General features: G+C 37.6%; 12 protein-coding genes. 2 read left to right on the top strand and 10 right to left on the bottom strand.

Features of this window, described 5'->3' with window-relative positions; all coding sequences use genetic code 11:
* Positions 1–14: 14 nt before the first annotated feature.
* The 5 genes from DFR80_RS06420 to DFR80_RS06400 all read right to left on the bottom strand — a co-directional run bounded on the left by DFR80_RS06420 (position 15) and on the right by DFR80_RS06400 (position 5,198).
* Positions 15–1,007: a Gfo/Idh/MocA family protein gene (locus DFR80_RS06420; protein WP_076543890.1), complete on the bottom strand. Its 993-nt coding sequence runs from the start codon at positions 1,005–1,007 to the stop codon at positions 15–17.
* A 315-nt stretch (positions 1,008–1,322) separates the two neighbouring features.
* Positions 1,323–2,150, bottom strand: coding sequence for a carbohydrate ABC transporter permease (locus DFR80_RS06415; RefSeq protein ID WP_076543889.1), 828 nt, complete (start codon positions 2,148–2,150; stop codon positions 1,323–1,325).
* 3 nt (positions 2,151–2,153) lie between these two features.
* Positions 2,154–3,074, bottom strand: coding sequence for a carbohydrate ABC transporter permease (locus tag DFR80_RS06410; RefSeq protein ID WP_114489496.1), 921 nt, complete (start codon positions 3,072–3,074; stop codon positions 2,154–2,156).
* Between the two features lie 131 nt (positions 3,075–3,205).
* On the bottom strand, positions 3,206–4,465 hold the full coding sequence (locus tag DFR80_RS06405) for an ABC transporter substrate-binding protein (RefSeq protein ID WP_199505790.1): 1,260 nt from the start codon (positions 4,463–4,465) through the stop codon (positions 3,206–3,208).
* A gap of 328 nt (positions 4,466–4,793) precedes the next feature.
* A complete protein-coding gene (locus DFR80_RS06400; protein ID WP_076543887.1) occupies positions 4,794–5,198 on the bottom strand; it encodes a flagellar protein in 405 nt (134 codons plus the stop codon).
* 236 nt (positions 5,199–5,434) lie between these two features.
* On the opposite strand from DFR80_RS06400, the gene DFR80_RS06395 reads away from it, so the two are divergent.
* Both DFR80_RS06395 and DFR80_RS06390 read left to right on the top strand, forming a co-directional pair.
* Positions 5,435–6,445 carry a chemotaxis response regulator protein-glutamate methylesterase gene (locus DFR80_RS06395; RefSeq protein WP_114489495.1) on the top strand — a complete coding sequence of 337 codons (1,011 nt, stop codon included), beginning with the start codon at positions 5,435–5,437 and terminating at the stop codon, positions 6,443–6,445.
* 5 nt (positions 6,446–6,450) lie between these two features.
* Positions 6,451–7,242, top strand: a complete 792-nt coding sequence (locus tag DFR80_RS06390; protein WP_076543885.1) for a protein-glutamate O-methyltransferase CheR — start codon at positions 6,451–6,453, stop codon at positions 7,240–7,242.
* 104 nt (positions 7,243–7,346) lie between these two features.
* On the opposite strand, the gene DFR80_RS06385 is transcribed toward DFR80_RS06390, so the two are convergent.
* The 5 genes from DFR80_RS06385 to DFR80_RS06365 form a co-directional block, all read right to left on the bottom strand.
* Positions 7,347–8,456 carry an iron-containing alcohol dehydrogenase family protein gene (locus DFR80_RS06385; RefSeq protein WP_076543884.1) on the bottom strand — a complete coding sequence of 370 codons (1,110 nt, stop codon included), beginning with the start codon at positions 8,454–8,456 and terminating at the stop codon, positions 7,347–7,349.
* 60 nt (positions 8,457–8,516) lie between these two features.
* Complete coding sequence (gene ilvD / locus DFR80_RS06380) at positions 8,517–10,235, bottom strand: dihydroxy-acid dehydratase (RefSeq protein WP_076543883.1); 1,719 nt, start codon at positions 10,233–10,235, stop codon at positions 8,517–8,519.
* 108 nt (positions 10,236–10,343) lie between these two features.
* A complete protein-coding gene (locus tag DFR80_RS06375) occupies positions 10,344–11,633 on the bottom strand; it encodes a TRAP transporter large permease (RefSeq protein WP_076543882.1) in 1,290 nt (429 codons plus the stop codon).
* Complete coding sequence (locus tag DFR80_RS06370; RefSeq protein ID WP_076543881.1) at positions 11,633–12,157, bottom strand: TRAP transporter small permease; 525 nt, start codon at positions 12,155–12,157, stop codon at positions 11,633–11,635. Before DFR80_RS06370 ends, DFR80_RS06375 begins: the two co-directional genes overlap by 1 nt.
* Positions 12,158–12,271: 114 nt before the next feature.
* Positions 12,272–13,279, bottom strand: a complete 1,008-nt coding sequence (locus DFR80_RS06365; protein WP_076543880.1) for a TRAP transporter substrate-binding protein — start codon at positions 13,277–13,279, stop codon at positions 12,272–12,274.
* Positions 13,280–13,426: the final 147 nt, after the last annotated feature.

Raw genomic sequence — 13,426 nt, 5'->3', positions numbered from 1 at the left:
ATGTGAAAACTTTACTAAAGCTTAACCACTGTCTCCTCTGCAGCTGATCTGCGCATAGCATCCATAACTTTCAGGTTGGCATATGTTTCTTCTTCTACTTTTAGCGGCACCTCAGTCTGATAAATGATTGCTCTGGCAAAGGCTTCCACTTCAAGCTGATATTGAGCACCGGTTTCCACTTCAAGCTTTTCCACCTCACCATTTTTATCCAGCAGAAAATAATTTTCTTCCAGCCAGGAGAAAAATCCTGGTACTCTAATTATACCTTCTGTCCCTACTACTTCCAGGTCCTGCTCATTATAAGAATTGAGGCTGTAATAAAGACTGGCAAAAGACCCGCCTTCAAAATAGAGAGTACCACTTCCGCTTAAATCAACACCTGCCGCTGTTTCTTTTTGAAAGAAATTAGCAACTTTCGTTGGCATTCCTCCCATTAAATAACGCGAGATATTAACAGTATAACAGCCGATATCATTTAAGGCTCCTCCATCTAATTCAGCACTGAGGCGAATGTCATTATCACGATCACTAATATCAAAAGCAAAATTACTTTTAATCTCTTTAATCTCTCCAATAACTCCGTCAGCAACCATTTCTTTGAGCTTAACCACAAAAGGCTGAAAACGATACATAAAGGCCTCCATCAACTTAACTCCATTTTTTTTGGCAGCAGCAAACATTTCCTCTGCTTCTGCTTTGCTTTTTCCGGAAAGTGGTTTTTCACATAAAATATGTTTTCCAGCTTCTGCTGCCTTTATTGTCCATTCCTTATGCATTCCATTGGGCAGTGGAATATAAACAGCTTCTATCTCTTCGTCAGCCAGCAGTTTATCATAATCATCATAATAGACAGCAGCTCCAAATTGCTCCGCAAAATCAGCCGCTTTTTCCTGACTCCGACTGGCTACAGCATATAATTCTGAATTTTCGGCAGCTATAATGCCTGGTATTACAGCCTTGCGAGCAATATTTGCACAGCCTAAAATTCCCCATTTAATTTTCTCCATTAACAACTCACTCCTCTAATTTAAAAATTTTTAAGTACTTTATTAGTGATAAATTTAGATAAATTAAGTAGAATGCCTTACTATTTTAAATATCAAAAAATATACAGCTAATTAACCACTCTTTATTTATTTCTTGAAAAAAGCTGCAATTCCTCTCTCAGAGTATAATTTTAACCCGGAAAAAGCTCGTTTGAAAACTGTAATTTAAAACCATATTCTGTTAAACATTATTTTTTAGCTTTTAAAAAAGATAAAACCCAGCCATTAGTGACTGAGTATATCTCTGTTTTATTCATTTTTAAGTTTAAGTAAAAATTATCCCTTAACTGAACCGGCCAGCATCCCCTTAATAAAGTAACGACCAAAAATAATATAAACTAAAAGGGTTGGTAGAGCAGTAATTATTGCTCCACTCATCTGCACATTCCACTCTACAACCTGACTTCCGGCCAGATTGGTTAGTGCTACCGTAATTGGCTGACTCTGGGTATCAGTTAAAGAAACAGCAAAGAGAAATTCGTTCCAGATATTTGTAAACTGCCAGATAAAGACTACTACAAAAGACGGAATGGAAATTGGAAAAAAGATATGACGATAAATACTAAAAATATTCGCTCCATCAACTTTTGCCGCCTCTGTTAGAGCCTCCGGAACATCCTGATAATAATTTCTAAACATTAAGGTGGTAATTGGCAGACCATAAACAACATGAACTAAAATAAGACCCGGAATTGAACCATAAAGTCCTATTGTCTGCATAAACTGGACCAGAGGAAAAAGTACACTCTGGTAGGGAATAAACATCCCAAATAAAATTAAAGCAAAGAGTGTATCTGAACCTTTAAATTTCCAGTGTGATAATACATAACCATTCATTGAGCCCATAATGGCAGAAAGCAGAGTGGCCGGAATTACCAGATAAAAACTGTTTAACACATTGGGAGCCAATTTGGTAAAAGCCTCTCTAAATCCTTCAAAAGAAAGCGAGTCGGGCAGCTGCCACATTGTGTTAATTGAAACTTCGGAAAAACTTTTTAAACTGGTAGATAAAAGTACATACATTGGAATCAGAAAAAATATGGCAAAGGCAATTAAAATAGCATATCTAATTATTTTTTCTTGAGTTGTCATTTTTTCGTCCATTGCTTACTCCTCCTTAAAGCTGTTGACCAGATAAGGTATAATCAGCAGTCCAACCATCATTAAAAGTACAATTGCTATTGCCGAACCTGTTGAATAGCGGTTGGATCTAAAGGTGGCCTCAAACATATAGACTGCTGGAATATCAGTTACATTATTTGGTCCACTACCTGTCATCGCATAGATTAAAGCAAAGGCTTTTAGTGATACGTGAGCCAGTACTATAATCGCCGAAAGAGTAATTGGCTTTTGGATTGGAAATAGTATTTTGGTAAAAATCTGCCACTTACTGGCACCATCAATCCGGGCTGCTTCTATCAGCTGCTGATCAATTCCCCGCAGACCGGCCAGCCACATGGCCATTGTATAACCTGAGTACTGCCAGACAGCAGCAATTATTACAGCTACCAGCGCAATATTGAAACCCAAAAAGTTACCGGTGCTGGTAAACCAGCCCCACTGAAAAACATCGAGCCCCAGCTGCTCAAAGAGCAGATTAATACCCCGGGGATTATCGGGTAAACGACCAGGAGCAAAAATCCAGCGCCAGACTGTACCTGTTACTACAAAGGAAATTGCCATCGGGAAAAGATAAAGATTCTGAAAGAAATATCCTCCTTTAGGCTTATTATTCAAAATTAAAGACAGTAAAATACCAATTGCCAGACAGCCCAGGATAAAAAAGAGAGTAAAATAAAGGGTGTTCCAGAGATCAGTCTGAAACCTCGCTTCCCGAAAGAGTCCGGCATAATTTTCTAAACCTACATAATCCTTTGCCTTCCGCATAAAACTGGAAAAAGTGTCCCAGTCAAGCAGAGAAATCTGAACACTGCGGCTGATAAAACCATAGACAAATACTGCCAGAGTAATTATTGACGGTGATAAAATTGCAAGTGAAGTAAGTGATTCTTTATGTTTTCTTTTCATAGCTATCACTCCATAAAATAAATCTTCCCCTCCTGAAAATTTACAGGAGGGGAGATATTGCATTCCCTACCGAAATAGTTTACTGCATCAGTACCTCAATTTTAACCAGATCTAAAATAAATCTAGATCAATTACTGAACATATTCCTCATAATTCTGCTGGAAGCTTTTAAATGCCTGATCAACATCTCCAGTTGTAATAAAGGAGTTAATTGTATCATTCATTGCTGTAATAAATCCTTCTGGAGCAGCAGAACCGTGAACAATAGAAGGTGCCAGAGTATCACTTGCAAAATCTTCCATTGCACTTGTTAAATAAGGATCATATTTACTCTTATCAGCATCTAAACGAGCAGGAATTGAACCCTTAATTGGGTTAAATGTATCCTGACCTGCTTTAGAGGAAATAATTTTCAACCATTTCTTAGCGTTTTCTGGATGAGGAGCACCTTTTGGCAGACCAAAGGTATCAGTTACAACTATAAAAGTTCCTTCTGAGCCTGGCACAGGTGTCCAGCCAAATTCTTCACCGGGAGTCCAGCCTAATGTTTTAAGATAACCTTCTGCCCAGTCACCCATAATATTAAATCCTGCTTCTCCCTCATTTACCAGTTGAGTAGCATCCTGCCAGGTAAGAGCAGAGTGATCTTCATTTACATACTGCATAATATCTTTAAAGTGAACTAGTGCTTCTCTGACTGCAGGATCATCTGGTGCTGTAGAGCCATCCCAGAGACCATTATAGCCATCAGGACCTAAAGTAGCTACCAATAATGTTTCAAAAATTTGACCGGCAGGCCACTTATTAGTATCACCAAGTGCCAGTGGAACTACACCAGCTTCATCCAGCTTAGCCAGAGCTTCTTTAAAGCTTGCTAGATCTGTTGGAGGTTCAACATTGTTTTCGGAAAGTACCTGATTGTTATAAAACATAATATTTGAGCGGTGAACATTAACAGGAATAGAATAATATTCGCCTTCATAAGAAGACATTTCTAAAATCTGCTGATTAAATTTGTCTTTTACTCCCCATTCTTCCAGCAGGCCGGTAATTGGTTCCATCATACCGGTTTCAACATAAGTATCAACCAGTTCTGCACCACCATGTACCTGGAATGAGTCTGGAGGATTACCCCCAACCATTCTGGTTTTTAGTACAGCCTTAGCATTAGAACCTGCACCACCTGCAACTGTAGCGTTAATCACTTCAACATCAGGATATTGTTCATTGAAAAGTTCAATTAAAGCATTTAGACCTTCTTCTTCTCCACCACCGGTCCACCAGCTAAAAATTTCAACTTCTCCTTCTTGAGCCAGAGCTGAAAAACTGAAGACAAAAAGCAAAGCCACCATAACCAGAACACTCAACACAGCACTTTTTTTCAATAACATTTTTTGTCCTCCTTATTTTTGTATTCAGACTTTAACAAATGTTGAAAACAGAATCTAATTTATACTATCCAGCTACCACCTCCACTGAACTCATTTTCCTTTTTTAACTTAACTAAATCGAATTAGAATTCAGACAAAAAAATCCGACTTCAACTATTATTATATCATATCCTCACTAAATTAAAAGATTATTTTGAAAATTCTTTCTCAAAAATGTCAGACTGAAAATATAAACTCTGATCATTCAGCCTGGCATTTTTAAACTAATATTTTAATCTTAAATAGAAAGCAGATTATTTGTCCTTTAATTTTTCATTCATTATTTTAACTAATTATTCCTTTTAAAACGTTCCTTTAAAAACATTTCCTGACTGCTTTTTTTCTTTTCTTCCTCTGGCTCAGAACCCTGATTAAAGTCACTAATCATCTTGGAACGACAGCTTGAACAAAAGAGTCCCGACTGAATTTCAGTTCCACAGCGTTTACACTTCAGGCTGTAGTCAACCAGCAGCCCCTCAGCAGCCAGTCTGTCTTCCCGCATAAACTTAATAATTAATTCTTTTTCTACTCCAGTATCCTCTGAGACTTTTTTAACCGTTGAATTAGGATTTTCCCAGAGATATTCCTTGACCAGCTCAAACTTTTCCTCTTCACTCTGACGACAATCAGGACAGACTTTCTGTCCACCTGAAGAAAACAACTTACCACATTCTTTACAATTTATAAGCTCCATGAGTCTCACTCCTGTTAACATTTTTATAAAAATTGATTAAAGAGTTACTTTTAAAGTTTCTTTATCTATATTATAACATAGAGTCATTTGAGGCTCCAGATATTTTGAGACATTTTTTGACAGATTGAGCAAAATTCGATAATTATTAGGATAATAATCAGATATTTAAAGAGGTTTTTTAGGGCAAACAAAGAATATATAAATTAGAGACAGAGATAATAAGGGAGGTTAAAATCATGCTTAAAGTTTTAATCTGTGATGATTCCGCTTTTATGAGAAAAATTTTTTCGGATACTATTGAAAAAGATTCAGAACTCAAAGTTGCGGCAACTGCCTATAACGGTAAAGATGCTCTGCGCAAACTCAAAAAAATTGATATAGATCTTTTGATGCTGGATGTTGAAATGCCTGAACTTAACGGCCTTGAAACCTTAGAAATTGTTAAAGAAAAATATCCCGAAATACCTGTAATTATGGTCAGTGCTCTGGATAATCGCGAAACAGTATTTAGAGCACTGGAGCTGGGTGCTTTTGACTTTATCCCCAAACCTTCAGGCTCTATTTCTTTAAATATTGACTCAATCAAAGAAGAACTGCTGCTTAAATTGAAGGCTGCTGCTGATTCTAAAGGCAGAATAACAAATAAGAAGGCTAAGAAAAAAGTTATCAAAAAAAATCGAGGTTTTCCGATTGTGGCAGTTGGCTCCTCTTCGGGAGGACCGCGAGCTTTAAATAAGCTGTTTGCAGATATCGGAAAAAATTCTCCGGCTGCTTTTGTGATAGTACAGCATATGCCGGCGGGATTTACAGAAACTCTAGCTGAAAGATTGAATAATATTTCTGGCCTTAAAATTAAAGAGGCAGAAGCTGGCGACCAGCTTAAACCCGGTCATGGACTTTTAGCTCCTGGAGATTATCATTTAGAAATTGACGCCCAGGGAAAAGTTAAATTGAATCAGAAAGACAGACTGCACGGTGTTCGCCCCTGTGTGGACTATATGATGAAAAGTATTGCTGAAAACTTCAGTGGAGATAGACTCCTGGGAGTTATTTTAACCGGAATGGGTCATGATGGAGCAGAAGGAATGTCTGCCATTGTAAACCAGGGTGGATATGGTATAATAGAATCTAAAGAGACTGCACTTGTTTATGGCATGCCTTCAGCGGCGGCAAAGGCTGGTGCCTATCATGAAATTAAAAGAATAGATGAAATTGGCAGGAGAATTACAGAAATCGTGGAGGGATAAATTTAATGGCTATTACTTTTACAGAATTTAAAGATCAGGCTAAGGAAATTTTAAATATTGATTTAGATGGCTATAAACTGGATCGAGTTGAGCGAAGGACTAAGAGCCTGATGCGCCGATATCAGGTTGATGATTTTGATCAGTGTATTAACTTAATCAAAAATGATGGGGAATTTAAAGATGCATATTTAAACCATTTTACCATTAACACCTCGGAGTTTTTTCGCAATCCAGAAAATTTTGAGTTTTTAAAGTCAGATGTTTTTCCAAAATTATTTGAAACAAATGAAAAAGTTAAAATCTGGAGTGCTCCCTGTTCTAATGGTTCGGAACCATATACTCTGGCCATTATTTTAAAGGAGATGGGGATCAGACCATCTAAATTTGAAATTTATGCTACAGATTTAGATCACACAATTCTGGATACCGCCCGCAGAGCTGAATATAAGGAAAACTCTCTTAAAAATGTTTCCGATAAGCTTTTAAAGAGATACTTTAAAGAAAGCAGTGATGGCAAAACTTATGCTCTCAGTTCTGAAATCAAAAGAATGGTAAATTTCGAGCAGAAGGATTTAATCAATGCTCGTTTTAAAAACGACTGGGATTTAATTTTAAGCCGCAATTTCTTTATTTATTTAACCAAAGACATGAAAGACGAGCTGATTAAAAAGTTTACTTCGGTCTTAAATCCAGGCGGTTATTTTTTCCTCGGCAACACCGAATATATATTTTCACCTGAAAAGTATGGTCTGGATAAAATCTTCCAGTCTTTTTATAAATACGAAGGATTATCCTGACTAAAATAATAAGCCAGCCCAAATGGGCTGGCTTTAATGTTAATTCCTCGGAGGGAGAAATTTAAATAATTTATAGCTTTTTCAACTTCGTTTTTTTAATCTTACTAATTTACCTTTTTTTCTACCTTCTGCATAGCCTCAATTATCATCTCTTCGGTTACTTTAATGGGCATCTTGAGCATTACTGTATCATTGACAGATTTAGCTGCTATTTTCGCAAGATTTTCCTCGGTAAACGGAAGTCCCAGACCTTTAAAGGAAGGAACCAAACCAAGCTGATTAAAAAACTCAATCACATCATCTATATAGTCCTGATCCTTTTCCTCCAGATAAAGCTGTACAATAATTCCATAACCTACTTTTAACCCGTGTAGTAATTCGTGGGATTCAGCCAGTGCTGTCATTCCGTTGTGAATACCATGTGCAGCTGCTCCTCGAGAAGTATTCTGGCCCAGACTCTGAATAATTGTAGTTAGATAAATATTTAGATCAATAACTTCCTTTAACTCCGGACCCAAGTCATTATTTTCACACTGTTCGACGGCTGTAATCGCCTCTGCTCGCATTTTATTATATAATATTTCTGCCAGATTCATAGCTACAACAGTTTCCAGACTGGGATTTTCTATTCCACTTTCTACTGCTTTACCCTCATACCATTTTGCTAAAGAATCTAAAATTCCCGACTTTAAATATTTAGCAGGTGCCTCAGCAATAATCTCAGGATCAACCATTACCAGTCTCGGATTCTGAGTCATAAAATAATCTCTTTCAAACTGACCATCTTCTGTATAAACAACAGCAAAGGCTGAACCTGCCGCACAGGTAGCTGCAATTGTCGGCACAGCTGCAACTGGAAGTCTGAGATCTTCGGCAGCTGCTTTGGCAGTATCAATTGCTTTACCACCACCAACTCCAATAATCAAATCAGCCTTCATCTTTTCTGCTTTTTCTTTGATAATCTCCATATTAGACTGAGAAACCTCACCCTTAAAAACATTCTTCTCCCAGTAGATACCATATTCGTCTAAAGAAGCTGTTAAATCTTCCTCGGCAGCTCTAAGTGCCCTCACACCACCAGTAATTAAAACTCTCTCTCCCCATTCACTGACATAGGCGCCAGCTTTTTTCAGAATTCCTTTTTCATTGATATACTGTGCTGGAGCCGCCTGCAGATAAGCCGTCTGGGGATCTAATTTAACTTTTTTAGTCATCTTTTTCACCTCATAGCAAAATGATTTATAGTTAATTTTCTGTCCAAACCAAAATATTTATTAGTCCATACCAATATAGGCACCTTTAGCAGCTGGAACTGCGTGCCGGACATAAAGCCCCAGAGTTCCACTATTAAACTTTAGTTCAGGTTTAACCCACTTCTCTTTTCTCCGGGCCAGTACCTGCTCAATTTCTGCGGCAGATTTTTCCTCACCCGCTATTCCAATAATATTTAAACTCCGTTCTGGAATATTAATTTCTATCAGGTCTCCATCTTCAACCAGAGCAATGGGGCCTCCATCTACTGCCTCGGGAGAAACATGTCCAATTGCTGGCCCCCGGGTAGCTCCCGAGTAACGGCCATCTGTGATTAAGGCCGTAGAAGTATTTAAAACTTCATCAGAAGCTATCGCCTCACTGGTGTAGAACATTTCAGGCATTCCAGTCCCTTTGGGTCCTTCATAACGGATAATTACTGCATCACCTGAGACAATATCACCAGAAAGAACTGCTTCCATAGCATCCTCTTCCGTGTCAAAGGCTTTAATTTTACCTTTAAATTTATGCATTTCCGGTTCAACGGCTGAATGTTTTACAACCGCCCCCATTGGTGCCAGATTACCCTTGAGCACAGCCAGTGAACCTTCGTTATTAATTGGTTCTGCTGCAGGATAAATTACATCATCAGGCAGATTAGCAGGTGCTTCACTTTCCATATATTCTAAATAGCTGAATCTCTCCAGTTCTGCAAGATTCTCTCCCAAAGTCTTTCCAGTAATAGTCATCTGGTCAAGATGTAGGTAATCTTTTAGCTCCTTCATTACTGCAGGCAGACCACCTGCATACCAGAAATAGTGGGTTGGATATTGACCACTGGTCTTGACATTGGCAATAAAGGGAATTTTACGGTGGATCTCATCAAACTCATCCAGTTCAATTTCAATTCCAAATTCGTGCGCAATTGCCGGCAGATGGAGTAAGGCATTAGTAGAACCTCCGATAGCAGCATGAATCATTATTGCATTCTCAAATGATTTACGGCTAATAATATCCGATGGTTTCAGACCTTTTTTGACCAGCTCAACTAAATAATGTCCTGCCTCTTTTGTCATTTCTGACAGTGCCTGGCTTGTTGAAGGTATTAATGCTGCCCCCGGTAAAGCAAGACCTAAAGCTTCCGCCATTAGCTGCATTGTAGAAGCTGTTCCCATAAACTGACAGGCTCCACAGCTGGGACAGGCTGAATACTGATATTCTTTAAATTCCTCTTCTGTAATTTCACCCCGCTGCAGCTCAGCAGAATAAGTTCCGATCATTTCTAAAGTCAAACCATCTGGTCCCGGAGCCATAGAGCCACCCGGTATATGAACCGCAGGTAAATCAAGTCTCATTATCGACATTAAATGTGCAGGCACCGACTTATCACAGCTGGAAAAAAGAGCAATCCCATCATAAGGAGCTGCCATTGCCTGAATCTCAACCATATTAGCGATCATTTCTCTGGAAACCAGGGAATAATTCATCCCATCATGTCCCTGGGCAATTCCATCACAGATATCAGAGGTTGTCATTCTGCTGCCCATCACATCAATCTCTTTTAATTCTTTTTTTAGTAAACTTACATATTTATCAAGATGAAAACTTCCTGGATGACCATTGCCATAAGTATTGGCAATTACAATCTGCATTTTATCTAAATCTTCTGCTTTCCAGTCCATTCCCATACGCAGAGCATCAATTTCCGGACCCTGCTTTCTAATTTCCTGACTTCTAAGCAATAAAATCAACTCCTTATTAAAAACACTTACACTTAATTAACTTTTTCTAACTAATTAAAATCTATTTAACCAATCTTGCTAGTAATATAGCTTATGTTATTTTTAAAATTAACTTACTAAATTAGGAATAAACATTACTAACTGGGGAAAAGCAAGTAGTAATCCCAGTACTGCCAGCAGAGTAAATAAGAAGGGCAGTATTGACCTTACAAGTTCTTCTAATGTTATATTAGCCACCCCGGTTGCAACATAAAGTACTGTTCCCACAGGAGGTGTAATTAAACCAATACCCAGGTTGATCGACATAATAACTCCAAAATAAACAGGATCAACACCAACTGATTCCATAACCGGCAGTAAAATCGGAGCTAAAATCAGCATTGCAGGGGTTAAATCCATTACAAAACCTACTAAAAATAGCAAAACATTGGCAATTAATAAAACTCCGATTGGACTATTAGTAATTGAAGTCAGCAGATTTGATAAGGTAAATGGTACTCGGGCCATTGTTAAAAGCCAGGCAGTTACCATTGCCATTCCACATAAAAATAATACAATTGCAGTTGTTTTAGCAGTAGCCAAAAAGATCTCGGGTAAATCTTTTACTGTAATTTCTTTATAAGCAAAAAGACCGAGTAATAAAGCCACAAAAGCTGCCACAACTCCCGCTTCAGTTGCAGTAAAAATACCACCTAATATTCCACCTACAACAAGTACCGGAATTGTTAAAGCAAGCCAGGCCCGCTTAAATGTCTTCCAGAGTCTACCCAGAGTAAATTCTGCTACCTGTTCGGACTCAACTATATGACCATAACCATGTTTTTTAGTAGTAAAATAAGTTGTGATCATTAAAGCCAGCCCAACAATAATACCGGGAATAATACCGGCCAAAAATAATCTGGCAATAGAAGTACTGGTAATAATTCCATATAAAATAAAGGGAATGCTGGGAGGAATAATAATTCCAATTACAGCTGAGGAAGCAGTAATAGCAGCTGAATAATCAGCTGGATAATCCTGCTTAATCATTGGTGGAATCAGTAATCCACCAATAGCAGCTGTGTCAGCAATCGCAGAACCAGAAATCCCACCAAAAAACATACTGGCCAGAATATTTACATGTCCTAAACCTCCAGTAATATGCCCTACAATTGCATCCGCAAAATCAACCAGTCTTTTTGCAATTCCACCACGGTTCATAACCTCTCCTACAAACATAAAAAATGGAATCGCCAGCAGTGGAAAACTATTCATACCGGAGATCATTTTTGAGGGAAGCACCATAAAAGGCAGGTCCATTGCATTCATAATTGCGATATTTGATAATCCCAGACTAAATACTACAGGTATCCCTGCCAGTACAAAAGTAAATAAAGTTCCTAAAAATAACCAGAGCATTATTCAGCACCTCCATATTCTTCAGCCGAAACAGATATTTCTTTTTCATTTTCTTTAAATAAGTCAATATGTTTTTTGATTTTTGATAAATTAATTATTACCATCATTAGACCACTAACTGGAACTACCGAATAAACATAGCTCATTGGTATATATAAAGCAGGTGATACATTGGTAGCTGAAGTTGCCACTATATAGCCATAATAGGTTATAAATGATACGACCAGTAAAATTAAAATATCAGAAATAAGATTTACTATGTTCTGTACTTTTGCTGATGGAATTCTTGCTATTACAAAATTTAAACCAACATGGTCATCAGTATTATAAGCAAGTACAGCCCCCAGAAATGAAATCCAGATAAAAATAAATCGAGACAGTTCATCTGCCCAGCCAAGTGAATTGTTTAAAACAAAACGGCTGAAAACATTTGCTCCTACAATAATAAACATTACCAGAGTTAATAAAATTAATAAAAATTTATAAATGCTAAAAAATAAATTAGAAAACCCTTTGTCTTCCATAATATTCTCCCCTTTAAACCCATTTGGCTTGAATTTTAAAATGAAGGGGGATTAGCTCCCCCTTCATCAGTTAATTATTCTTCTAAAGATTCTTTGCTTAAAATATCAGACTAATTACTGCTGTGCCTGAAATTCTTTTACCTGAGCCTGTACTTCTTCAACTAAGTCTGCACCAATTTCATCTTTAAACTGATCGTATACTGGCTGAACAGCTTCCTGGAAAGCAGCTTTTTGCTCAGGAGTTAAAATAGTTACATTCATAACATCTTTCAGTTTTTCTAAGTATTCAGCGTTCATTGCTCTGTTTGTTCTTCTGTTGTGATCTTTAGCTTTCTGAGCAGCTTCATAAACTACATCCTGTAAGTCAGAAGGTAATTTGTCATAGAACTGCTTGGAAATCATAAGTACAAATGGAGAATATACGTGTCCTGTGTTTGTTGTGTAGTCCTGTACTTCAAAGAAATTCTGTAGGTAAATTGTACCCCATGGGTTTTCCTGACCATCTACAACACCCTGCTGCATAGCTGAGAATAACTCACCAAATGCCATTGGTGTAGGGTTAGCTCCCATTTCTTTCCAGGCAGCCAGATGCATTGGATTTTCCATAGTTCTAATTTTTAGACCTTTAACATCTTCTGGAGTTTCAACAGGTCTAACACTGTTTGTTAACTGACGGTATCCATTTTCCCAGAATGCCAGACCAACAATACCAACATCTTCTAACTGCTTTAATAGATCCTGACCAACAGGTCCATCAAGAACATAGTCTGCTGCTTCGTGAGTTGGGAATAAGAAAGGTAAATCAAAGACTTTAAATCCATTAACAAAAGGAGCGATAGGAGCTGTAGAAGGACAGGTCATTTCCTGTACACCCATCTGCAGAGCTTCCATCATCTCTCTATCGTCACCAAGCTGACTGGAGTGATAAAGGTTTACTTCAATCTGACCGTCACTATTTTTCTCAACTAATTCTTTAAAGAATTCCAGAGACTTGTACTGAGCGGATTTATCGTTAAGACCGATACCAGCATTAATAGTATATTCTGCCGCCATTGTAGACACTGTGAATGTTAAAACCAATAATAGAGCAAGTGATAAGTTAATAATTAAATTTTTTCTCAAGATAATTTCCTCCTGTAAGATATTTTTTAGTTTAAGTTAATTAATTAAAATAAATTGACCAAACATATTATACTATGAATCTCCCCTCTTTTAAACTACCACCTCCTGCACCAAGATTTTTTAAAGGGCTTATAGGATTATAAACTT

This window comes from Halanaerobium sp. ST460_2HS_T2 (assembly GCF_003337665.1).
In the GTDB taxonomy this organism is placed as follows: domain Bacteria; phylum Bacillota; class Halanaerobiia; order Halanaerobiales; family Halanaerobiaceae; genus Halanaerobium; species Halanaerobium kushneri.
Note: the sequence above shows the minus strand (reverse complement) of the source record. Positions and strands in the feature narration are given on the sequence as shown.

Bases quoted from the DNA above. Each gene is read 5' to 3' on its own strand.
- DFR80_RS06420 (WP_076543890.1), bottom strand. From the start codon at position 1,007: ATGGAGAAAATTAAATGGGGAATTTTAGGCTGTGCAAATATTGCTCGC.
- DFR80_RS06415 (WP_076543889.1), bottom strand. From the start codon at position 2,150: ATGGACGAAAAAATGACAACTCAAGAAAAAATAATTAGATATGCTATT.
- DFR80_RS06410 (WP_114489496.1), bottom strand. From the start codon at position 3,074: ATGAAAAGAAAACATAAAGAATCACTTACTTCACTTGCAATTTTATCA.
- DFR80_RS06405 (WP_199505790.1), bottom strand. From the start codon at position 4,465: ATGTTATTGAAAAAAAGTGCTGTGTTGAGTGTTCTGGTTATGGTGGCT.
- DFR80_RS06400 (WP_076543887.1), bottom strand. From the start codon at position 5,198: ATGGAGCTTATAAATTGTAAAGAATGTGGTAAGTTGTTTTCTTCAGGT.
- DFR80_RS06395 (WP_114489495.1), top strand. From the start codon at position 5,435: ATGCTTAAAGTTTTAATCTGTGATGATTCCGCTTTTATGAGAAAAATT.
- DFR80_RS06390 (WP_076543885.1), top strand. From the start codon at position 6,451: ATGGCTATTACTTTTACAGAATTTAAAGATCAGGCTAAGGAAATTTTA.
- DFR80_RS06385 (WP_076543884.1), bottom strand. From the start codon at position 8,456: ATGACTAAAAAAGTTAAATTAGATCCCCAGACGGCTTATCTGCAGGCG.
- DFR80_RS06375 (WP_076543882.1), bottom strand. From the start codon at position 11,633: ATGCTCTGGTTATTTTTAGGAACTTTATTTACTTTTGTACTGGCAGGG.
- DFR80_RS06370 (WP_076543881.1), bottom strand. From the start codon at position 12,157: ATGGAAGACAAAGGGTTTTCTAATTTATTTTTTAGCATTTATAAATTT.